General features: G+C 41.7%; 19 protein-coding genes. 3 read left to right on the plus strand and 16 right to left on the minus strand.

Translation table 11 applies throughout. The annotated features are described in order from the left end of the window. Nucleotides 1–84: 84 nt before the first annotated feature. The 8 genes from fliJ to PSH48_RS14840 all read right to left on the minus strand — a co-directional run bounded on the left by fliJ (nt 85) and on the right by PSH48_RS14840 (nt 8,504). Nucleotides 85–531: a flagellar export protein FliJ gene (gene fliJ / locus PSH48_RS14805; protein WP_004588294.1), complete on the minus strand. Its 447-nt coding sequence runs from the start codon at nt 529–531 to the stop codon at nt 85–87. Continuing rightward, the gene (gene fliI / locus PSH48_RS14810; RefSeq protein ID WP_096041360.1) at nt 531–1,865 is read right to left on the minus strand and encodes a flagellar protein export ATPase FliI; all 1,335 of its coding nucleotides are present in this window, start codon (nt 1,863–1,865) and stop codon (nt 531–533) included. Before fliI ends, fliJ begins: the two co-directional genes overlap by 1 nt. 18 nt (nt 1,866–1,883) lie before the next feature. Then, the gene (gene fliH / locus PSH48_RS14815) at nt 1,884–2,693 is read right to left on the minus strand and encodes a flagellar assembly protein FliH (protein WP_273611804.1); all 810 of its coding nucleotides are present in this window, start codon (nt 2,691–2,693) and stop codon (nt 1,884–1,886) included. A 3-nt stretch (nt 2,694–2,696) separates the two neighbouring features. Further along, nucleotides 2,697–3,737 (minus strand): flagellar motor switch protein FliG, encoded by a 1,041-nt coding sequence (gene fliG / locus PSH48_RS14820; RefSeq protein ID WP_004588291.1) that lies wholly within the window; start codon nt 3,735–3,737, stop codon nt 2,697–2,699. Then, nucleotides 3,730–5,445 (minus strand): flagellar basal-body MS-ring/collar protein FliF, encoded by a 1,716-nt coding sequence (gene fliF, locus PSH48_RS14825; RefSeq protein WP_004588290.1) that lies wholly within the window; start codon nt 5,443–5,445, stop codon nt 3,730–3,732. Before fliF ends, fliG begins: the two co-directional genes overlap by 8 nt. 20 nt (nt 5,446–5,465) lie before the next feature. Continuing rightward, nucleotides 5,466–5,798: a flagellar hook-basal body complex protein FliE gene (gene fliE / locus PSH48_RS14830; RefSeq protein ID WP_004588289.1), complete on the minus strand. Its 333-nt coding sequence runs from the start codon at nt 5,796–5,798 to the stop codon at nt 5,466–5,468. 172 nt (nt 5,799–5,970) lie between these two features. Continuing rightward, nucleotides 5,971–7,395: a sigma-54-dependent transcriptional regulator gene (locus tag PSH48_RS14835; protein ID WP_273611805.1), complete on the minus strand. Its 1,425-nt coding sequence runs from the start codon at nt 7,393–7,395 to the stop codon at nt 5,971–5,973. Beyond that, a complete protein-coding gene (locus tag PSH48_RS14840; RefSeq protein ID WP_024032324.1) occupies nt 7,392–8,504 on the minus strand; it encodes a sensor histidine kinase in 1,113 nt (370 codons plus the stop codon). Before PSH48_RS14840 ends, PSH48_RS14835 begins: the two co-directional genes overlap by 4 nt. 132 nt (nt 8,505–8,636) lie before the next feature. On the opposite strand from PSH48_RS14840, the gene PSH48_RS14845 reads away from it, so the two are divergent. Continuing rightward, on the plus strand, nt 8,637–9,224 hold the full coding sequence (locus tag PSH48_RS14845; RefSeq protein ID WP_273607667.1) for a DNA-3-methyladenine glycosylase I: 588 nt from the start codon (nt 8,637–8,639) through the stop codon (nt 9,222–9,224). Between the two features lie 75 nt (nt 9,225–9,299). On the opposite strand, the gene PSH48_RS14850 is transcribed toward PSH48_RS14845, so the two are convergent. Further along, nucleotides 9,300–10,736, minus strand: coding sequence for a sigma-54 dependent transcriptional regulator (locus PSH48_RS14850; protein WP_273607668.1), 1,437 nt, complete (start codon nt 10,734–10,736; stop codon nt 9,300–9,302). Nucleotides 10,737–11,092: 356 nt separating this feature from the next. Between PSH48_RS14850 and fliS the strand changes: the two genes are divergently transcribed. After that, nucleotides 11,093–11,494, plus strand: coding sequence for a flagellar export chaperone FliS (gene fliS, locus PSH48_RS14855; protein ID WP_004588284.1), 402 nt, complete (start codon nt 11,093–11,095; stop codon nt 11,492–11,494). Between the two features lie 4 nt (nt 11,495–11,498). Then, nucleotides 11,499–11,795 carry a hypothetical protein gene (locus PSH48_RS14860; RefSeq protein WP_273607670.1) on the plus strand — a complete coding sequence of 99 codons (297 nt, stop codon included), beginning with the start codon at nt 11,499–11,501 and terminating at the stop codon, nt 11,793–11,795. Between the two features lie 93 nt (nt 11,796–11,888). On the opposite strand, the gene fliD is transcribed toward PSH48_RS14860, so the two are convergent. The 7 genes from fliD to flgK all read right to left on the minus strand — a co-directional run bounded on the left by fliD (nt 11,889) and on the right by flgK (nt 22,104). Continuing rightward, entirely contained in the window at nt 11,889–13,295 is a 1,407-nt protein-coding gene (fliD, locus tag PSH48_RS14865) for a flagellar filament capping protein FliD (protein WP_273607671.1), read from the minus strand. 56 nt (nt 13,296–13,351) lie between these two features. Further along, the gene (locus PSH48_RS14870; RefSeq protein ID WP_273607672.1) at nt 13,352–13,786 is read right to left on the minus strand and encodes a flagellar protein FlaG; all 435 of its coding nucleotides are present in this window, start codon (nt 13,784–13,786) and stop codon (nt 13,352–13,354) included. Nucleotides 13,787–13,951: 165 nt separating this feature from the next. After that, the gene (locus PSH48_RS14875; RefSeq protein WP_273607673.1) at nt 13,952–15,448 is read right to left on the minus strand and encodes a flagellin; all 1,497 of its coding nucleotides are present in this window, start codon (nt 15,446–15,448) and stop codon (nt 13,952–13,954) included. Nucleotides 15,449–15,714: 266 nt separating this feature from the next. Further along, a protein-coding gene (locus tag PSH48_RS14880) for an IS3 family transposase (RefSeq protein ID WP_273608851.1) occupies nt 15,715–16,949 on the minus strand; the annotation gives its coding sequence in 2 pieces (ribosomal slippage) (nt 15,715–16,598 and nt 16,598–16,949; 1,236 coding nt in all). A gap of 111 nt (nt 16,950–17,060) precedes the next feature. After that, nucleotides 17,061–18,551: a flagellin gene (locus tag PSH48_RS14885; protein WP_273608817.1), complete on the minus strand. Its 1,491-nt coding sequence runs from the start codon at nt 18,549–18,551 to the stop codon at nt 17,061–17,063. Between the two features lie 275 nt (nt 18,552–18,826). Next, a complete protein-coding gene (gene flgL, locus PSH48_RS14890) occupies nt 18,827–20,095 on the minus strand; it encodes a flagellar hook-associated protein FlgL (RefSeq protein ID WP_273608816.1) in 1,269 nt (422 codons plus the stop codon). Nucleotides 20,096–20,097: 2 nt separating this feature from the next. After that, complete coding sequence (flgK, locus tag PSH48_RS14895; protein ID WP_273608815.1) at nt 20,098–22,104, minus strand: flagellar hook-associated protein FlgK; 2,007 nt, start codon at nt 22,102–22,104, stop codon at nt 20,098–20,100. Nucleotide 22,105 lies beyond the last annotated feature (1 nt).

Genomic DNA, 22,105 nt, shown 5'->3' on the forward strand with positions numbered 1-22,105 from the left:
ACCTACACAGCACTGCGGCAAGTTGCCACCGCACTTTGCCAAAATTAATTACCACCTACCAACAAAGCAATAAACGCGCCAAAGTTATAAACTTTTACGGCGCTGAAAAAATTGATTAGCAGAAAACTCGTCCAACATTTTTTGCTCACTCTTTGCCATTAACGCCGCTGCTTTTAGATTTTGTTTTTCAATTAATTTTGCTACGGCTTTTGCTTTTACCTGCTGCTTTAACCACAAAGCTTTACGCTGTGTTACAACTTGCTTAGCGGTATTTACCGTACTGGCTTGCTGGCGAATCGCTTCTTCAATTTTTGCTATAAAGGCATGGTACTGACCAAAGCCCGCGCTTGATAAACCGGACTTTCCTTTCACATGTAATTGCTGAGAGTATTCTAATCTAAAGTTATTTAACCCTTGCAGCTTTTGTTGGTTAGCTTGTAAATTTTGATTGGCTTGTAAGTAGCTCATGCGCAGATTTTCTTCTTTGTCGTTTTCGAGCTTAAGCAGTAAATCGAGCTTATTTTTTGCCATTATGCTTGTCCTAGTAATTGGGCTAGGCCGTGTAAACCATCATCGTAACTTATTACATCGCGCATACCTTGCTGTAAAAACGCATTGACGCGCGGCATCATATTTATAGCTTGATCAAGCATTTGGTCAGCCCCTTTTTGATACGCACCTAAGGTGATCATATCTTTATTTTGCTGATACATTGAATACACTTGTTTTAATACGCGGGCCTGCTGCATATGAGGCTCAGACACCACTTGCGGCATAACACGAGAAATTGATTTTTCGATATCTATCGCGGGGTAATGACCGCTATCGGCTAAGTCACGCGAAAGTACAATATGCCCATCTAAAATAGCACGTGCAGCATCGGCTATTGGGTCTTGCATATCATCGCCCTCACTAAGCACTGTAAAAAACGCAGTGATAGACCCTTGCCCTTCGCCGCCATTACCCGCTCGCTCCACCAGCGCCGGTAATTTAGCAAATACAGAAGGCGGATACCCTTTTGTTGCAGGAGGTTCGCCAACCGCTAGCGCTATTTCGCGTTGCGCCATGGCGTAACGGGTTACTGAATCAAGCAATAACAATACGTTTAAACCTTGATCACGAAAGTACTCAGCAATGGTCACCGCACTTTCACAGCCTTTTAAGCGCATAAGGGGCGATGCATCAGCAGGAGCAGCTACCACAACAGAGCGTTTGCGCCCTTCTACACCGAGTATCTCTTCAATAAATTCTTTTACCTCACGGCCACGCTCACCCACTAGGCCAACCACAATAACATCGGCTTCACTGCCGCGGGTCATCATACCTAAGAGGACCGATTTACCAACACCAGAGCCTGCAAACAAACCCATACGCTGGCCTTGCCCTACAGTAATAACTGAGTTTATAGCCCGTACACCTACGTCCATAGGTTGGCTGATTGGTCTTCTAGCGAGGGGGTTTATGGGGTTTTGTGCAAACTTTAAATAGTGTTCGGCGTTAATTTTCCCCAGGCCGTCAAGCGGGCGGCCTAAGCCATCCACAACGCGGCCCAGTAGGCTCATACCAACGGGCAAGCCGGTATCATTTACTTGTGGAATAACACGCGCACCGGGTAACACACCGGAAATGTGGTCATTAGGCATTAAGTAAAGGGTTTGCTCACTAAAGCCCACTACCTCAGCATCTACAAACCCTGACATAGTTTCTATTTTGCATTGGCTGCCTACAGGCGCACGTAGCCCTTTCGCCTCAAGGGTTAAACCGACTACTCGGGTTAAAATACCCGCTACAGCAGGTTTAAACGCTGCGATATGGTGTTGGTATTGATTTAAGCGTTCGCTTAGAGGTGCACGTTGAGCTGCCATAACACGCCACAAAAAAGATTAGATACCGCTATTATGCAAAAAGCTATCCAACGTTTCTTTGACACGGGTTTTTAGGGTCATATCTAAAGACGATTGTGGCGTTTTAACTTCGCAACCGCCGCGCTCGAGTGTGGGTTCTGCAATTAGCTGCCAATTATTATCTGCAATAGTTTGCTCACCATAGTTTTGCTTTACCAGTTCTAAGTCATCTGGGTTTAAATGCACACGAACTTTTTCTTGCTCAGTATTTAATGCATCTATGCTTTTTTTAAGCGTATGTAAAATAACATCGGGCGATGTTTTAATTTCTTGATAGGTTATAGCTTCTGCCAGCATAACCGCTAATTGCACTAAGTGCTTTTCTGCCAGTTCGTCCACTTTATCAAGCGGAGCGCTGAGGTTGTCGATTATGCTACGCAAGCTGGTTAACTGCTCTTCTATTAACGGCTTAACGTCTTCTTGGCCTTGTGTTTTACCAAGCTCTACGCCTTCTTTATAGCCTGCTTCTTTGCCCTCACCAACCCCTTTTTCAAAGCCATCTATGTAGCCTTGTTCGTGCCCTTGCTTTAAGCCTTCCTCATAAGCATCTTGCCTAATGCGCTCAAGCTCAGCCATAGTTAACGAAGGCAGTTCAGGCTCTTGCGGCTGAGTGTCTTCTACAGCTTCTTCTTCAACTTCTTTTTTATACAAATCAGAAAGTGGTGTGCCAAAAGCCGTTGAACGATTGCCAAAACTGCGCTCATCAGGAGCAACATCAGGTATTGGCCAGTTTTTTAAAAGCTCATCAGCTTCATCTGCATGTAAAGGGCGACCTTTTAATTTAGACATAGCTTATAGGAACTCCTCGCCACCACCGCCGCCTAACTGAATCTCACCCGAGTCAGATAGGCGCCTTGCTGTTGAAAGCACTTCTTTTTGGGCAGCTTCTACTTCACTTATTCTAACCGGTGCCATTGCTTCTAAGTCATCGGCAAGCATTTCGGCAGCACGTTTAGACATATTACCCAAAATTTTATCTTTAAGCGCTTCGTCAGTCCCTTTAATTGCTTTCATTAATACGTCTTGCTGTACTTCACGCAATATGGCTTGAATACCGCGGTCATCCACATCCATAAGGTTTTCAAACACAAACATAAGGTCCTGAATTTGCTGAGACATTTCTTCATCGTGTTCACGAATAGAATCCATCAACTGCCCTTCTACATTTGTATCTAGGTAGTTCATTATATCTGCCGCGGCTTTTAAGCCACCCATTTTAGCGGCTTGTGCGCCTGCTTGGCCGGCAAATTGTTTTTCCATAATCTCGTTAAGTTCTTGCAATGCTGCAGGTTGCACTTCTTCAAGGTTCGCAATACGCATAGTTAAATCTAGGCGCACTTTTTCAGGAAATTGCGCTAGGATTTCTGCCGATTGCTCAGGCTCTAAATACGATAAAACAATAGTTTGAATTTGCGGGTGCTCATTACGAATAATATTGGCAACTTGCTTTGAGTCCATCCATTTAAGTGAATCTAAGCCTTTAGCGCCCGAGCCCATTACAATTTGGTCTATCAAACTTGCTGCTTTATCTTCACCTAATGCGGCGGTAAGCGCCTTTTTAATAAAGTCTTCTGACTGGAAGCCAATTGTACTAAAGCTTTGTATTTGTTCTATAAATAAATTGTGAACTGCGCTTATTTTAGATTGTGACAAGTCATCTAGCGCAGCCATTGCCATACCCACTTTTTGCACTTGCTTAGGCTCTAAGTGTTTAAGTATTTGCGCTGCATCTTCTTCAGATAAGCTCAATAAAAGAATTGCGGCTTTATCTACGCCATCTAACTTATCAACATCAAACGCTGGCGGGAGTTGTTTTTGTTCTTGATCAGTCATCTTCTGTTAACCACGCTTTCACTACTTGTGATGAGAGTTCAGGTTCGTTCGCTACAAGTGCTCTTACCGCTTTAAGCAAATCTTCGTCGCCATGTAAATCTGGCAGCTGTAGTGTACCATCGCTTGAGAAGCCTACAGAAGCAGAATCAAAGTCTTTATTTAGCATATCTAGCGTGCTATCGCCAATATCCACCCCAGAGCTTAATGCATCTTCATCGTACTCTTCGAGCGTATCATCTGGGTATATTAAGCGTTTAAGCATAGGCTTAACAACTGCCATAATAAGCACAATAATAACCAGCGCACCCAGTACTAAGCGGACGATTTTCATAAACCAGTCCTGCTCCCACAGCGGTACTTCTAAATCTAAATCAACTGCTTCGCGTACAAATGGCACGGTTACCACCTCTAATGCATCGCCACGTTGCATATCAAAACCTACCCCACCTTGTAATAGGCGACGTATATTTGACAAAGCCTCTACCGAGCGCGGCGCCATGGTTGTTTCGCCGTTTTCACCTACTTTTGGCACATAATCAACGGCAACCGAGACGCTAATTCTGCGAATAACCCCTGTTTGTTGGCGCTTATGCGAAATGGTGGTGTCTAGCTCAAAGTTACGTGTAGCCTCTTTATGCACTCGGCTTGGGTTCGTTGCCGTACCAGCATTGCCCTGGCCTGCCACTTCTGGAATAGTTGAATTCATAGGTGGCTGATTAGTGAGTGCCCCAGGAATACCTACCGCTAAGCCACCAATGTTGTTCTCTTCAAATGTGGTTTCGCTTCTTACTGCTGGTAAGTCTGGGTTGTAGCGCTTTTGTGTTTCTTCTACTGAGCTAAAGTCCATATTTAAATCAACTTGCGCCGTGTAGTTACCCAAGCCGACTACAGGAATAAGAATACTGTCTATTTTCTCTAAATACTCTTGCTCACGCTTTCTTTCAATGTCGTACTCTTTACGAGAGCGTGCTGCTAATGAGTCTTGCGAGCCTGAATTAAGTAAGCGGCCGTTTTGATCTGTTACCGTAACACGTGAAGGCTCAAGCCCTTGTACTGCAGAGGCAATCATATCAACCACTGAGTCAATTTCTTCGCCATCAAGCATTCTGCCGCGCTTAAGAGTCAATACCACTGTGGCTGATGGCTTTTTCTCTCTGCGTGCAAATACGTTTTCTTTTGGAATGGCTAATAAAACTTTAGCGCGTGTTACGTTGTTTAATTCTTCTATGGTGCGGGCAAGTTGTTGCTCGCGGCCATGTTTTAAACGTTCACGCTCTAACCGTTGACTAACACCAAAGCCCATATCTTGCATTATGATGTCGGTGCCTGAGGTAGGACCTTGCTCTAGGCCTTCACGGGCCATAAGCAATTTAATGTTTTGATACTCGCTTTCATCAACCGAAATTACGTTGCCGTCTAGCTCGTAGTCAATTTTTTGTGCATCTAAAAAATCAAGGGTTTGGATCAGCTCTTCTGTTGGCATTTTACCAAGTGGACGCATGTCTGGCTGACGTGCCCAAATAATCACAAATATGGCAATAGCTAAACAAATAGCCAGCGCAATAATAAGGGTGACTTGGCGAAGCACATCAACACCATTTAAGGCGCTTAAGTAGCCCGACTTTTGTTCTTGTTGCTCGTTATCTTCGCTTTGGTCAATACCGCCGCCAGCAAGAGCAAGATCTGTTGATTGATTAGATTGCGCCACAATAATTCTCCACTACCTACTTAAACAGGCATGTTCATAATTTCTTGGTATGACTCAACAAGTTTATTTCTTACTTGTACTGTAGCCTCAAATGCCACTGACGATTTTTGTGAGGCAATCATTGCCTCAGCAAGCGATACACTTCTATCACCCATTTCAACAGCCACTACTTTTTGTTTGGCATCTTGTTGTAAGCCATTAACCGTGTTTAATGCATCACTTAGTAAGTCACCAAATTGAGCAGACGATGTCGGCTGAGCTTGAGTAGGTAGCTTATTGATTTGATTTGTATGGCCTGCTTCTAAAGCCATTGATTGCATTTCTTGAAATAGCGCGCTGTTTTGAATTTTCATAATTTTCTCTGGCAAATGCAGTTAACGTTCATAAAGGGAATAAAGCACAAAGTGTGCCATAAAAATAAACCTTTAATTACATAAGGTTAACCATTATTTTTGAGAGTCAGAGATTTGACAACCCTAAACTAAGCGTGGTTAGTTTAGGGTTATATAGAAGAAAGGAATAAAGTTATGCGGGCAGCGAAATACCTAAATCGCGCATTTGCGCTAGTTTATAACGTAAAGTACGCGGGCTGATCCCAAGTGTTTGGGCAACATCTTTACGTTTGCCTTGGCAGCGCGCTAGGGTCTCTAATATTATTTTATGCTCTTTATCTTTTAGCTCATCTTTATAGCTGCCAGTATCAACACTAGGCAGAGAGCTACTCGCCTCTGCAGGCGTTATTTTGTCATCATAATACGCGCCACTGGGAGTGTTCGCTTGTTCAGGCGCTATCTCCTGTTTAGGCGTACTGTTAATTGGCGCTTGCATTAAGTTTTCAATAAAAATAGCCTGTTCGCCAATTACATTGCCCGTTCGCAAAATAAGCGCACGTTGAATTACGTTATCAAGCTCGCGTACATTACCAGGCCATGCATGGCTTAGTAATTTTTGCTCAGCGGCACTATCAAGTGTTGCTAGCGGCTCTTTACTTTTAACTAAATGGCGCTCTATTAAATGCTTAGCCAATACTATTATATCGCCTGGGCGCTCACAGAGCGGTCGCCACATTAGGGGAAATACATTTAAGCGATAATATAAGTCTTCTCTAAATTGGTTATCTGCAACGGCTTCTTTTAGGTCGCGGTTACTGGTGGCGAGTACTCTTACATCGAGTGAAATTGTTTTTCGGGCACCTAAACGCTCAACTTCACGCTCTTGCAATACCCGTAATAGCTTAGCTTGCAGCCCCAAGTCCATTTCGGTTATTTCATCAAGTAATATGGTGCCGCCCTGTGCTTGTTCAAACTTACCAGGGCAAGCTTGAATAGCACCGGTAAACGCGCCTTTCTCATAACCAAATAAAGTGGCTTCGAGCATATTTTCAGGAATAGCAGCACAGTTAATCGCAACAAACGGTTCATTACAGCGTTTTGATTTGTCATGAATATAACGCGCCAGTACTTCTTTACCAGAGCCACTTGGCCCAAGCACCATCACACTTGCATCTGAGCGCGCCACTTTGCTCGCCAGTTCTAAAAGCGCAATACTGCTAGGGTCGGCAACAATTGGGCCGTCAGTGTCTTTTGGCTTTTCGGGTAAATACCGACTAACCATATTTAAAAGCACCTCAGGGGCAAATGGTTTAGCCATATAATCAATTGCGCCTAAGCGCATTGCCTCTACTGCATCATCAATCGTTGCATAGGCAGTCATCATTAATACGGGGAGATCTGGGTAGTTAAGCTTTATGCTTCTGAGTAAATCTAGGCCGCTCATCGCGCCCATTTGCACGTCGCTGACCACTAATGAAAACTCAGATTTTTTTAATTGGATCATGGCTTGCTCAGCACTATCGGCTGCAACACAGGCAATACCCGACATTTCTAACGTGTCTATGAGTGCTTCTCTTAAACCTGCATCATCTTCAACCACTAGTATTGTATTACTCATGCTGTTTTCTCCTGCGTTGAGGCCGTGCATATGGGCAACAATAAACTAAAACATGCACCACCATTGGCATTATTAACCACTTCAACACGTCCTTGATGCGCATTAGCCACAGAGCTTACAACAGCAAGCCCAAGCCCTGTACCTTGGCTTTTTGTGGTATAAAACGGTTCAAAAATTTTCTCTATTTGGCTCAACTCTACACCAGGGCCGTTATCGCATACGCTAATACGCACGGTATCGGGTTCGCTGCTATCGCGCTGCGCTTTCAATGTCACCTGGGCTTGGCTGCCAATAATTTGAATACTATTGTGAATAAGGTTTTGAATAGCACTGGCCAGCGCAGTTTTATTACCGGTAATTTCTATGTCTGGCTCTGGTAGCTCAACAACAAGTGAGCTGTTATTTAAGGCCACCATTGCATCGGCACCTAGTTTTACCTCGTTTAAAAGCTGCTGCATAGAAACCTGTTCAACCACTTGTTGCTCGCCGCTTTTGGCAAAAAGTAGCATATCGTTAACTTGGGTTTCTAAATCTTTTAAACGCGACATTAACTTAGTTTGAAAGTTATCCCGTGATGACTCTGGTAGCTTTTTAGAGCCCAAATTGGCCGCGTACAACATAGCCGCCGAAAGCGGTGTACGCACTTGGTGCGCAAGCGATGCCACCATTTTACCTAACGCGCTTAGGCGCTGCATATGGGCTACGCGCTTTTGCAAGCGGCGCGTTTCTGTTAAATCTGTCATTAATATTAATTGCCCAGGCTCTGGCGCTAGCGCAGTAATATCAAGCTTTATAAGCCGGCCGTCTTTGAGTGACACTTCATGTCCATCATCTTGGTGGGGACGAAAAGAGCGCTGAATAATGTTAAACCACTTCTCTCCTTCGAGCGGCTCGCCTAACATATCAATCGCTATTTGATTGGCTTTTGCAATAAGCCCTTTGCCATCAAGCACAACAACACCCGCAGGCATAGTATCAACTAAGTGCGACAGCCAACTTGCTTGCTGTCTTAAATCACTTAATTCACCAATGTACTCTTCTTGAAGTAAACATGGGTTATACTGTTTTGCAGTAATAAACTGTGGTTTAAGTACACTCGCAAGGGCCATAATCAAATCTCTTAATGATGTAGATACAGGGCTAAATGCACAATTTATACCAATATTATTTTATATATTTTTCATTTAGTTACCTTACAATAACGCGTAACAAAAAAATGACGCACACTAAAAGGAATAATAATGAGTGAGCAAAATAAATGCCGTTGTGAGTGGCTCGACGCCACAAAGCCTGATTATGTGAAATACCATGATGAAGAATGGGGAGTCCCCCTTTATGACGATACGAAATTATTTGAATTTATTACCCTCGAGTCGGCGCAAGCGGGCTTAAGTTGGTACACCATTTTAAAAAAGCGCGCAGGCTATAAAAAAGCATTTGCTAATTTTAATGTGCAAAAAGTGGCTAACTTTACAGCTGATGATATAGAACGGCTAATGCAAGATGAGAGCATAGTGCGTAACCGCTTAAAAATTGCCGCCACCGTTAATAATGCTCAACGGTTTATTGAGATTCAAAAAGAATTTGGCAGCTTTAGTAATTACCAATGGCGATTTGTGGGCAATAAACCAATTATTAGTGATTTAAATAGTGTTGAAGACACCCCTGCAATTACCGAGGAGTCAAAAGCGTTTGCAAAGGATTTAAAAAAACGAGGTTTTAAATTTTTGGGCCCTACAACGGTATACGCACATATGCAGGCCTGTGGCATGGTTAACGATCATAGTAATGATTGTTTTAGAAGAGCCGAGATTATTAAAAATTATTAGCTGTAAGCTGTAAGCAAGAAAATTAAAAGAGCCAAACTCGGTAATTTGTAGTGGTTCGGCACTTGCTAAGTTTGGCTAATCTCGCGATAGATTGTACTTTTTCATTTTTTCAACAAGCGTTGTACGCCTTACACCTAATATTTCTGCGGCGCGCGCAACAACGTAATCAAAACGCTCTAACGCTTGGGTAATTAAGCTTATTTCAAGCTCTGCTAAATAATCTTTAAGCTCTATGCCCTCTTCGGGTAATACGCCAGATCCCGGTTGGCTAAATTCAGGCTCTGGTTCATTATCATCATCGCTAAAGCCTGAGCTAAAAATATCGTTAAAGGCATCTTTTTCAAGTAGCTCTTCAGGGTATTCTGGCTCGTATGCGTCTACCTCGATGTAGCGATATTTATTGGGTAAATCGGGTACATCCACTACTTTTTCAGGGAACATAATCACCATGCGCTCCACTAAATTAGCAAGCTCTCGAATATTACCAGGCCAAGCATGTTCTTTGAGGCTCTCAACCGCGCGCTCTGTAAATTTAGCCGACGTACCACTTTGCTCATTCACACGACGCATTAACTCTTTAAGTAATAAAGGTATGTCGTCTGCACGTTCATTAAGTGACGGGTTTTCAATAGGAAACACGTTTAAACGGTAATATAAATCTTCCCTAAAGCTGCCCTTTTCAATCATTTCCTCAAGGTTGCGATGAGTAGCGGCAATCACCCGTACATCTGCTTGAATAGCTTTTGTGCCACCTACACGCTCGTAGCTGCGCTCTTGTAATACACGCAATAACTTTACTTGCATTTGCAGCGGCATATCGCCAATTTCATCTAAAAATAGCGTACCGCCTTGAGCCAATTCAAAGCGCCCTTTACGTGCAGAAATAGCGCCGGTAAACGCCCCTTTTTCGTGACCGAATAACTCGCTTTCTAGCAACTCTCCAGGAATAGCGCCACAGTTTACTGGTACAAACGGCCCAGTATTGCGTTTAGATAATAAATGGACGTTACGCGCAACCACCTCTTTACCTGTACCCGACTCGCCTAAAATAAGCACATTTGCATCGGTTTTAGCCACTTGCTCAATTAAAAAGCGTACGTTTTTAACAGCATCGGTTTCGCCAACTAAACCATCAAATGTTTTGTGTGGTTTATGCTGCTTGTGGCTACCAGGCAACATACGTTGGTACTGTTGGCAGTCGTGTAATAACTGTGTGGTTACTTCGTGATTAAACGGCTCACAAATTAAGCCCACCACATTAGCAATACTTAATAAGGGCTTGAGTGTTTCACCAACCAGTAAAAAAGGTAGGGTTGGAAAACGCTTAATTAAGCTTTCATGATCTAAGCCTTGCAATGCACCTAAAATAACAATGCATTCTTGTTGTTGATACTTACTAGATACTTGCTCAAAATCACTTTCGTCAAGTAACTGCACAGCTTCCCCAATAAAGGTAAGCGATGCATTTAATCCTATTGCACGGTTATTATTATTATCTAAAATCAAGATCATAGTTAGCGAGCCATAATTTCACTAATTTATTTTATTAGCTAAATTGTAAGCGAGATCTGAATGGATGCAAGTAATAGCGGCGGTTTTTTGACATAAACGCCAAAAAATAGACATCGTTATAAAACAATAATACTTAATAATTAAAACTTAAGTACTGGTTTATCAATTAATACTTAAAGCTAATATTCTGTACTACTTTTACTTAGTGCATAAAATTACTTTGGTCAAAAATATAAACTATAATTAGCTTAAGTTGAAAGCAACGATGCCGATAACTAAATAAACGCAAGATGCTTGGCATTAATATTGCTTTTGTTTCGTATAGACGATTTCACATATTTATTTAGGATTTCCCCATGGCTCATGTTTCATTAAAAAAATATTCTCAAGTGCGTGCCAGCAACATCGCTGAAATGGCGCCCTATGAGCAAATTAACCTTATTTTTAGTAACATAATTGGTCGTTTGGCCGCTACTAAAGGTTTTATTGAGCGCAAAGAAATAGAAAAAAAAGGCGAAAACCTTTCAGCATGTATTTTACTACTAGGTGCACTTCAAGATGCGCTTAACTTAGAAGTAGAGCAAGATCCTAGCATTTCTGATAATTTATTGGCGCTATACGCATACTGCCAGCGCAGGTTAACTCAAGCTAATATAAATAATGATATTGAAGCAGTTGTTGAAGTTTCAAGCATCATTAAAGAAATAAAAGAAGGCTGGGATAGTATTCCTGTCGATCAGCGTATTCCTGCGGTATAAACTAATGGCTTTAGAGCAAATAGGCAAAGCTGAGTACATTAACCAATTACTCAGCCAAATTGAAGTATTAGTGCAAAGCAACAAAGCTGATGACGCCACGCCAATTATGGATACTTTAAATAGTGAGCTTAAGCGCTGGTGCGAAAGCGATAACCCGCCTAACGCCAAACAGCTTATGGCAGTTCAAACCAACATAAACAACATTAGCAAACAAGCAAATGCTGTAAAAAATGAATCATCTAAAGCCATAATTAAGCAAAAAAAAACAGGTAAAGCTATCTCTGCCTACAAATCAGTTTAACTAGTATCGCACGGCGCTATTTAAACTTAATTGAGCATAAAAAAACCGTTTATAAAACGGTTTTTTTATATAGGCATTAACAAATTTTACTGGTTATGAATTGTTACTCACCACACCAGGCATATTTTCAAGCTGCGCTTGCACATAACTACTTGTAGAGTTAAGGCTCGCGACTAGTAAATCCATGGCGTTGTACTGAGCGTATAACCTGTCAGATAACGACTCCATTTTACTTGTTAAGCTTTCACGCTGATCATCGATATCTTCTAGTTGATTTGTTTTACTGTCTATACGATTTTGGATAATACCGTCGGTATCAGTGTAAAAGTTCATTAACTCATCAAACGATTGGGCAAAGCCGCCTTCGTCTTCATCAGCGCCTACAAAAAATTGCTGCACTAAGTCGACATCTTCATCAATTTTTTCATTTAAAGTCTCGGTATTAAGCGTCAATACTCCATAACGATCCGACTCTACCCCTAATTGCGAAAGTGACAATGAATTGCCATTTCCTAAATCCACAGAGTCGGTAATCTGCTCTCGTAATTTAGCCATTACTCCACGAAGTAACGAGTCACCGGCCATTACACCAGCGCCGTCTTCACTTGAGGCGCCTAAACTGTTGCTCAGCTCCAGAAGTTCATTATAGCTTTCAATAAAACTAGCTAAACCAGCTTCAATGTTACTATTATTCTCTGTAATTGTAATATTGCTTACATCATCATCTTCAGCGTGTGCTTTTTTTGCCGTAATTGTTATGCCATCTATTACATCGGTAAAGGTATTTGAAGAACTACTAACTGTGAGCGAGCCATCGATAGTAATGGATGCATCGGTTGCAGCAATAATTTCAGAGGCGTTTTGAACACCAGCAGAATCAAATGCTAAACGAGACAATCCATTAGTGTCGGTGTTATTACCATCAGTATCGGTTACCTCGACTTTAATCTCGTTCTCAAGTCCGCTATTTTTAGCTGCCAGTACTAAATGCTGACCGGTATCATCCGTTATTATTGTTGCGTTTATGCTGTCGTTATCGCTGCTGTCGTTAATTGCATCTCTTATTTCACTTAAGGTAGCGGTATCTGATACTTCAATATTAAAACTATTCTCGCCGGAGCTGAATGTCATAGTACCTTCACCCACGGCAGCGTCAGCGTCAAATGCTTCTGATAGTATTTTATGCTCTGTAGCAAGGTTATTAACCTCTACAAAGTAACCACCTGGCTGTGCGTCTTCATCAGCACTTAACTGCACGAAAGTATCACTTCCTGATGTACTACGTTTTTGATAGTTATCAGCGTCACCTAGCGCTTCCATTGCTGTTTGCACTTGCTGTAGCGCAGACTTTAAAGCACCTACAGCAGAAATATCAGTAGTTAGTGTACTTTCTTGAGTGTTTAAACGAGCCTCAGCTGGAGCCTGCTCAGCATTAACTAATGCATCAACTATATCTGATACCGCTAAACCAGAGCCTAAACCATTAAACGAAATAGACATACTTCACCTCTTTAAACCCAAAAAACTTAACTAATAATACATCAACAGTACGGCGGCTACACCGTTTGGTCGATTAAAATACCTGCAGATTCAGATAGTTTAGACACTAAACTTAATACTTCTTCCGAAGGGTATTGCTTAATTACATCACCACTTGTTTTATCAAGTATCTTAATTACATCGCGCCCAGAGTCTTCATCAACTTGAAATTGCAGAGTACGGTTCATCTCACCCATAAACTCCTGCAATTGCTGCGCCACTTTTTCAAGCTGCTCACGTGCAAGCTGTTGGTTTTGCGAACTATTAGTCTCAGTTCCTTGTTGTGCATATTGATTATTTAACTGGTTTTGTGGGCTTTGTTCATCCGTTTTATTTACGTCATCAACAGCGCGCTGAGTCAATGTCGCTCCAGACTGCCCTACTTGTTTATCTTCACCAGATAAAGATGTTGATGCTATCGTAACTTCTGCGTTTGAAGTAATAGTGTTCATAACGCCTCCTAGAGCTGCCGAGCTTGTATAATTATTAGACTAACAATAGCTTAATTTATACCCTTAAACCACAAAAGGAGGTAGCTAAAGCCACCTCCTTGTTTTAAAACTAATACTGACTTTATGTACTAGCTAGCTACCCATTAAGCTATAACGTTTAACTTATTAACCTAATAAGCTAAGTGCTGTTTGTGGTAACTGATTCGCTTGCGATAAAATTGACGTACCTGCTTGTTGCAAGATTTGGTTTTTAGTCATCTCTGCTGTTTCAGTTGCAAAGTCTGTATCTTGAATACGGCTACGTGATGCCGATACGTTTTCTTCTATGTTCGCAAGGTTACTAATAGTGTGGTCAAAACGGTTTTGAACCGCACCTAAACTTGCACGCTGTGAGTCAATATTCGCAATCGCATTATCGATAATAGCTATTGCGTCTTGTGACCCCTGTTGATCAGTAATATCTATAGAATCTACACTTTTAAGAGAACTTACTTCTGTATTAGCAGTAGCAGCAATTGTAGTATCAGTCGTTTGAGCTGTAAAAACCTCAGACGAGTTTAACTGTAATGAACCTGAAACATGAACATCATCACCTGCTGCAATAGCCACAGGTGTAGTTGCATCGACTCCGTCATAAGACTTACCTGTAACCGTCATCCCAACAGTGCTAGTGGTTCCATCACTTTCTGCTAATTTAGAAAGAACAATATCTTCACCAGTGTCGTTGCCAATTGTTAGTTCTCCGTTTTCAATTTTTGCAGTTACACCGTGTTCATCAGTTTTCGCGTTGATAGCTTCAGCCATAGCTTGCTTATCACCAGCAACTGTGCCTGTTGATACAAATGAAACTTTTATTTCATCCCCTGAAGCTAAGTCTTTACCGTTTAGTTCAAAACTTATAATCTCATCTGCATCGCCAGCTGTTGTAATATCAACCTTTGCTTCTGAACGAGCCTGAGCAGTAACCCCGGTAGAGCTTGTGTAGCTATTTACAGCACTTGCTGCATCCGCCGCACTAGCACCTGCCGCAATCGCAACCGTGGCAGATTCTCGGCCATCAATAACTAAATTACCACCTGTAACTTGGCTCGCTGTACCTGCAAATGCTTCTGCAAAACCTGCTGTATCACCTTGTAAGTTAATTTGGTTAGTGCCTATTTTATTCGCTGCAACACTCGATAATGAAACATTAATATTCTCGTTAGCGTTAGCACCAATTTGAAAAGACTTAGAACCAAAGCTGCCATCTAGTAATTGCTGACCACCGAATGATGTTGTTTCTGCAATACGTGTAAGCTCTGTTTGGAGCGCACTTACTTCTTTTTGTAGTGACTCACGGTCTTCTGTTGAGTTTGAACCGTTGGCAGATTGTAGTGCTAGTTCACGCATACGTTGTAAAATGCTTGTAGACTCGCTCATTGCACCTTCAGCGGTTTGTGCCATTGAGATACCGTCGTTAGCGTTACGTTGTGCTACTGCTAAACCATTTACTTGTGATGTTAAACGGTTTGAAATTTGTAGGCCTGCCGCATCATCTTTTGCGCTGTTAATGCGCATACCTGATGATAAACGCTCCATTGACGTTGCAAGGTCAGAGCCTGAAGTAGAAAGGTTTCGCTGAGCGTTTAGTGAAGATACATTTGTATTTACTGAAATCATAATAAAACTCCTGATTACTTTCGTAATGTGACTGTGTAGATTTAACCAAGAGCTGTCACAATTGTATGTTCAAGCTCTGTACTGGTTAAGTTAACGGCAGGAGAAAATTTATCTTTAGCGTTATTTTGATTTATTTTTAAAGTTATTAATAAAATAAATATAAACAACTAATTTTAAAGGAAATAATAAATTCACTTCTCCCTAAAAAGTTTTTAATTCACGTACTGCGTGCTATTTATGGTGTCCCGTCCTGAAATAGGTTGACGGTTTTAATGAAAGACTTGGTGCGAAAGCGCCAGGTCTTTTTTATGCACTTGATTTGGTGTTTTCATATCCAAACTTAAGTGCGGTCGCATTTCATTGTATATAAATATCGATTCTTCAACGAGCTGTTTTAACTCTGCCATATTGCGACATTTATACAGTAAAAACTCTTGCTTTAATATCCCGTTAATACGCTCTGCTAATGCGTTTTGATAACAGTCATACCCATCGGTCATCGATGGTCTAATGCCCTCTTTTAATAGCGCATTTTGATATACTTCAGAGCAATATTGTAAACCTCTATCTGAATGATGAATGGCATCACGTTTATATACGCGTTGCTTAATTGTCATTTCTAATGCTCTGACTACATCGGTTGCTTTCATTTCATCACTCAGCTCATAACCCATTATTTTTCGACTGTAAGCATCAGTGACTAACGATAGGTAATGCACGCCTTGCGCTGACTTTACGTATGTAATGTCACTAACGAAGACTTCCTCGGCCGCAGTAGGCATGTATTCCTTTAGTAAATTGGGATGCTTGCGCATCCAATGGTTACTGTTTGTTGTTTTAGTGTAATTTTTCTTTGGTTTTACAAGAAAGTCATGCTCTCTCAAATAATCAAAAAAACAATCACGACCTAGTTTAATGCCACGCTCTTGCAGGTCTGGCTTTATCATCAGATAAAGTTTCTTCCCACCAATACGAGGCATGAATTGCCGCCAGTACATCACTAATTCTTTGACTGGCTCCAATTCTTCATTCCGAGCATCTATTCTGCGCATAGCTTGATAGTAACCTTGTCGCGTTATGCCATATGCACGGCATAACGGAGTAAGCTTTATTTGATGGTTTTCTTTTGCGCGCGTGATAGCTCGGATATGTACTTTTTTCGCAAGCCCGCTCCATATTCTTCATCCATAATATTAATCATTTCATCTTTGATTAAATCCTTTAGGCGTAACTCTTCTATCTCGCGCTCTAAGCGTTTAATTTTTTGTGCTGGGGTTTCTTTCGATTTAGGCATGTTGGCTATATAAGTTGGTTTAGACCAATCTAATTTACCATGTTTTCGCAGCCATACCAGAACGGTACTGCGGCCTTGAATGCCGTAATGACTTTGCGCTTGTTTATAGGTGAAGTCGCCTTTTTCTACTTGCTCAACAATAGATAATTTAAAGCCTAATGTATAATCTCGCTGAGTACGCTTAACGTCTTTAGTTTTAGTGGTTTTCATAAAATAAGTCCTAAATGTGTAAACACATTTCAGGACAAGACATGGACAAAAACAAAAAAGCACACCTATCAAGATGTGCTTTTTTATAAGTTTTATTAATAGCGTTTATTTCTAACCACCTAACAAGCTAATAGCAGCCTGTGGAACCTGGTTCGCTTGCGAGAGGATTGATGTACCTGCCTGCTGTAGTATTTGGTTTTTAGTCATCTCTGCTGTTTCCGTTGCAAAATCGGTGTCTTGAATACGGCTACGCGATGCGGTTACATTTTCTTCAATGTTTGCAAGGTTGTTAATTGTAAAGCTAAAGCGGTTTTGAACAGCACCTAACCGAGCACGCTGTTCATCAATATTGGCTATTGCATTATCAATGATTGAAAGCGCATCTTGTGATGCTTTTTGAGTAATAACATCAATATCAGCTACATTTTCTAATGTGCTCGTGACCTTGGTATTTACTTCATCAACAAAAACCGTACCAGTTGTAGCAAAAGTTTCTGATGAATTTAACTGGATCGAGCCAGCAATCCTAGCAGAGTCCGGGCCTCCTGTAACTAGTGTTTGGGCGTCACCGGCCGCACCTTCGTTATAGCCTTGCGGCGTAATAGTAATATCTGAACCTGTGTCACCCACAAACCCTACAATCTCTATACTCTTACCATTATTGTTTGAGAATGAAAGCTCTCCATTCTCTATTGTAGCGGTAACTCCATGTTCATCAGTTGCCTTATTAACAGCCTCAGCCATTGCTTGTTCATCACCTGCAACAGTACCCGTTGCAACAAATGACACTTTTTCACCATTTAATTCAAAACTTACTGAACTACCTTCTGCACTTAATGTTGCACCCATTTCGATAACAGCTTCGGTTCTAGCCTGTGCTGTTACACCTGTAGCACCACTTACCTGATTTATAGTTGCAGCAGCTTCTTCTGCTGTTGAGCCATCGACTATATTGACCGTCGAATCTACCCTACCTGAAATTGTAAAACTACCGTAAACAGTCGCACTATCAGCAAGAGCACCAGTTCCAATTTCAGAAACCTGACCAAAGCCATCACTACCGGAAGCTGCTTGTAAATTCACTTGGTTTGAGCCAATTTTTTCAGCAGCAACGCTTGAGAGTGATACATTAATTGTTTCGTTAGCATTAGCGCCTACTTGGAAAGCTTTACTACCGTAACTACCGTCTAGTAACTGCTGACCACCGAATGAGGTGGTTTCTGCAATACGGGTTAACTCAACCTGAAGTGCTGATACTTCTTTTTGCAGTGCTTCTCTATCTTCTGCTGAGTTTGAACCATTAGCCGCTTGCAGCGCAAGTTCACGCATTCGCTGAAGTATGTTGGTCGACTCACTCATTGCACCTTCAGCGGTTTGCGCCATTGAAATGCCGTCATTGGCATTACGTTGAGCTACTGACAAACCATTTATTTGTGAGGTTAAACGGTTTGAAATTTGTAAGCCCGCCGCATCATCTTTTGCGCTATTAATACGCATACCTGATGACAAACGCTCCATTGACGTTGCTAGGCCTTCGCCAGATTTTGTTAAGTTTCGTTGTGCGTTCAATGACGACACATTAGTATTTACTGTTAATGCCATTTGACCATCTCCTAGGTTTAAACAGAGTGTGGTTCAACACGTTTTAACAGGAACCACTATTCGATAATTTCTAATTATTAGAAAAGCATTTACTGTGCCAACTTTAAAATAAACATAACAACATGTTTTTAAAGCATTTTCTATTGAAATATTAAACGTTAATAATAAGTTATCTGGTTAGCTGGAGTGACGACAATTTATTGCCGCTATTTTGAGGGAGGTTTTTGCCGCTTTGTATTAACTAAAGCGGCAAGGTATTTCTGCTTATAATCTGTTTATAAGTAATCAAATAAAGAAAGGTTTGTTAAACGGCCAAACGTGGCTTGTGACGCTTGCAGTGCGGTTTCTTGTTTAGTGAGTTCACTAATGGCTTCTGCCATATCTACTTCTACTAAATCAGAAAGGTTGCTTTTGTTTTGAATGTCTTGCGCAAGATTTGAGTCACTCACGCTTTCAACCGCATTCATCCGCCCGCCTAAGCTCGCTTGCGTATACACAACTTGCTCGCTGGCATTTTGAAGCTGTACTACACCATCGGCTAATACTTGCTGAAAATCATCGCCTTCAAGTGTGCCATCATTTAACCCCGTAATGAGTGATTGTAATGTATTAAGCACGTTTTCTTTGTGCGGCTTTTCGAGGGTAAAATCAAGCTGGCCTGGTGCTGCGCCTTCAAATTCGATTTTCATCCCTGCAAAATCGATTGGCTCATCCGTTACCTCACCTACTTGTGCGGGGCTCAGCGACACACCGTCGCGCAAAATTTCATAAGTATCAGGGTCGTTGGCGGAAGCGCCTGGTGTTATTACCACATTATACGTGTTCGCTGTTGCCGCTGCGGTTGGATCAGCATTGTAGTTATCTTGGTGGAAACGGTCGAACTCTGTTTGGCCATCTACATAAACCGTGCCTGCTGTAATATTATTTGCAGGCGTAGTTACCGGGATCGCAGCTTGATTATCAGTAACATCAAGTCGTGCGTCGCTTTTCTCAAACGTATCAAAACCGTTATCGCTTGATTTAATACTTACCCCTTCAGCAATGGTTATAACATGCTGGCCTTGATCTCCATTATAAGTATATTCACCCGTAGTAGAGTCAAACTGGTATGGTTGGGTGCTGTCTTGGTAGCCTGAAAAAATAAACTTACCGTCTTCTGAGCGGGTATTCATTAAATTGACGAGTGTTTTTTGTATTTCACTCAGCTCAGCCGCGATTGACTCTAAATCATCTTGAGTATAAACACCATTACCTGCTTGAATCGCTAGCTCTTGTGCTTGTTGGATATTGGTATTTATACTTTGTAAGATGGTTTCTTCAGTTTCAAGACGGCCAGTTAACTGGTCAATATTTTTAGCATGCTGCTCATTTGTTTGTATTTTATTTGAGTAAAGCATCCCTTGCGAAATAGCAGCAGGTGCTTCTGAGGTAGTTAAGTACTTCTGCCCTGTCGTTACTTGCTCTTGTGCATTAGCAACACTTTGTTGGCTATCGAGTATTTTATTAATGTTGTTTTGGTACATTAAGTTATTTGATAAACGCATAATTACCTCGCTGCACTTAATAAGGTGTCGAAAATTTCTTGAGCTGCAGCCAACACTTGAGCTGATGCTGAATATGATTGCTGAAAACGCAGTAAATTGGCAGCCTCTTCATCTAGGTTTACACCTGAGAGCGACTCATACCACGCTTCTGATTGCTCTGCTAACGCATCAAATGCGCTGGCACTGGTAATGGCTTGGCCAGTGACTACGCCAATATCACTCACTAACCCTGAATAGGCTTGATTAAACGTTTCGTGATTGTCGGCAGTGGCTGTTGTCACTACATTTTTACGTACTAACTCACCATTTTGTAAATCAGCGAGTTTTAAACCATTACGGTTATCGTCAAAGCCGCCTTCGTTAAATTCAAGGGTAAAGGTATCTCCAGTGGCTGGCGTGCCTTCAATGTCAAAATCAAAGCCATAATTGCTATAAGGTGCGCCAGCCTGAGCCAGTACGCCTTCTGCTGGAGGCGTTACTGTAAACGTCGTGGTGCCATTTGCATCTGTAATTTGATATTCGTTTGCAGTGCCTGTTTTAACTAACGTTATATCGCCATTGGCTAAACCGGGGGTAGTGTTAAAGCCACCCGAGGTAACGCTTGTTACTTCTCCGGCTGAAATAGACGCTGTACCTACATTATCTATGCTGTTAGCTGTACGAATTGGCGATGCAAGTGCTAAGTCTTCACCGCGGCTTGTCGCAAGGGAAATACTGGTTGCCGCCTCAGAGTTAAGTTTAATTTGAAACTGATCACCTGTATTACCAGTACCGGCTACATCAATTTGTAAACCAAACGACTCCCCACTCGTAATATTATCTGAGTCGATAACACCTGATGGCGGTATCGTCGCTAAAGAGGCGCTGCCTATCGGCTCCCCTTTATTATCTATAGGCTGGATGCTCACTTCATTTGCATTAGCGGTATAAGTAACAATAAAGTCGCTGGCAGGCAGTTCACTGCCTTTACCGGCCTCAAGCGTGGCAGTTAAACTGGCGCCGCCGGTATTAGCTTGGTATGCATAAGCACCCACGGTAGGTATGGTAAAAATATCACCGCCTAGCTCGCCGTTAGCATCCATACCCAATTTATTTTGCTCGTTGAACGCATCTGCAATGGCCAATCCCATTTGGCCAATTTGGTTTTGTGCAGGCACGAGTATGTCGTCTCTAAAAGCCAACAAGCCGCCAATTTTGCCTTTTAATTTAGTTGCATCTATTTCTAGCGGCACAGCTTTGCCGCCATTAACGTCAAGCGTCAATTCTTTAAAATTAGGATCGGGGTCACCCGACAGTGAAAACAAGTTAAATGTACCGTTTTCCATAACTAAAGATTCACCGCTGCCCATAAAGACGAGTTTTTCGCCATTAGGGCCATCAAGTGTTTCTATATCAACAAGCTCTGATAATTCACGAATCGCTAAGTCGCGCTGGTTATAAATAGAGCTTGCGCTTGATGCGTTATTTGTGCCATTTACGACTGCAATTTCTTGGTTTAACGTATTTATATTTTGGATAAGTGAGTTGGCTTCTTCAGAAAAAATCTCAAGCTGCTCATTTACTATACCTTGTTGCTCAAGCACGATACCCGAAAGCCTATCCATTTGCTCAACTAAACTTTGCGCATCGGTCATTACTAATGAGCGAGCAACTGTTGAAGATGGCTGATTTAGCGCCTCTTGCACGTTATTAAATAATGAATTTATGCCCGTTGATAAGTTATTAGACTCTTCTGAAAAAATAGTGTCAACACGGTTGGCCTCTGTTACAAATTGATCAAAAAACGATTTATTTGACGTGTCGCGGTTTAACTGCGACTGGGCAAACTCGTTCAATAACCTATATGTTTCGCCGCGACCTACTTGGTTATCTACCATCGTAGTAAATTCAGTGCGCTCACGTACGTAGCCTTCTGTATTTACATTGGTGATGTTTTTACTGGTCGTTTGCAACAGCTCAGAGCTTGAACGCACCCCAGCACTGGCAATATTTAATAAACTAAACGACATA

The sequence above is a fragment of the Pseudoalteromonas sp. Angola-4 genome, from assembly GCF_028599265.1.
Classification (GTDB): domain Bacteria; phylum Pseudomonadota; class Gammaproteobacteria; order Enterobacterales; family Alteromonadaceae; genus Pseudoalteromonas; species Pseudoalteromonas atlantica.

What these genes read in the sequence shown, in the direction of transcription:
- PSH48_RS14850 (WP_273607668.1), bottom strand. Translation starts at nt 10,736, where the DNA reads ATGATCTTGATTTTAGATAATAATAATAACCGTGCAATAGGATTAAAT.
- PSH48_RS14885 (WP_273608817.1), bottom strand. Translation starts at nt 18,551, where the DNA reads ATGGCATTAACAGTAAATACTAATGTGTCGTCATTGAACGCACAACGA.
- fliE (WP_004588289.1), bottom strand. Translation starts at nt 5,798, where the DNA reads ATGAAAATTCAAAACAGCGCGCTATTTCAAGAAATGCAATCAATGGCT.
- fliS (WP_004588284.1), top strand. Translation starts at nt 11,093, where the DNA reads ATGGCTCATGTTTCATTAAAAAAATATTCTCAAGTGCGTGCCAGCAAC.
- fliJ (WP_004588294.1), bottom strand. Translation starts at nt 531, where the DNA reads ATGGCAAAAAATAAGCTCGATTTACTGCTTAAGCTCGAAAACGACAAA.
- fliD (WP_273607671.1), bottom strand. Translation starts at nt 13,295, where the DNA reads ATGTCTATTTCGTTTAATGGTTTAGGCTCTGGTTTAGCGGTATCAGAT.
- flgK (WP_273608815.1), bottom strand. Translation starts at nt 22,104, where the DNA reads ATGTCGTTTAGTTTATTAAATATTGCCAGTGCTGGGGTGCGTTCAAGC.
- PSH48_RS14870 (WP_273607672.1), bottom strand. Translation starts at nt 13,786, where the DNA reads ATGAACACTATTACTTCAAACGCAGAAGTTACGATAGCATCAACATCT.
- flgL (WP_273608816.1), bottom strand. Translation starts at nt 20,095, where the DNA reads ATGCGTTTATCAAATAACTTAATGTACCAAAACAACATTAATAAAATA.
- fliG (WP_004588291.1), bottom strand. Translation starts at nt 3,737, where the DNA reads ATGACTGATCAAGAACAAAAACAACTCCCGCCAGCGTTTGATGTTGAT.
- fliI (WP_096041360.1), bottom strand. Translation starts at nt 1,865, where the DNA reads ATGGCAGCTCAACGTGCACCTCTAAGCGAACGCTTAAATCAATACCAA.
- fliH (WP_273611804.1), bottom strand. Translation starts at nt 2,693, where the DNA reads ATGTCTAAATTAAAAGGTCGCCCTTTACATGCAGATGAAGCTGATGAG.
- PSH48_RS14845 (WP_273607667.1), top strand. Translation starts at nt 8,637, where the DNA reads ATGAGTGAGCAAAATAAATGCCGTTGTGAGTGGCTCGACGCCACAAAG.
- PSH48_RS14860 (WP_273607670.1), top strand. Translation starts at nt 11,499, where the DNA reads ATGGCTTTAGAGCAAATAGGCAAAGCTGAGTACATTAACCAATTACTC.
- PSH48_RS14835 (WP_273611805.1), bottom strand. Translation starts at nt 7,395, where the DNA reads ATGAGTAATACAATACTAGTGGTTGAAGATGATGCAGGTTTAAGAGAA.
- PSH48_RS14840 (WP_024032324.1), bottom strand. Translation starts at nt 8,504, where the DNA reads ATGGCCCTTGCGAGTGTACTTAAACCACAGTTTATTACTGCAAAACAG.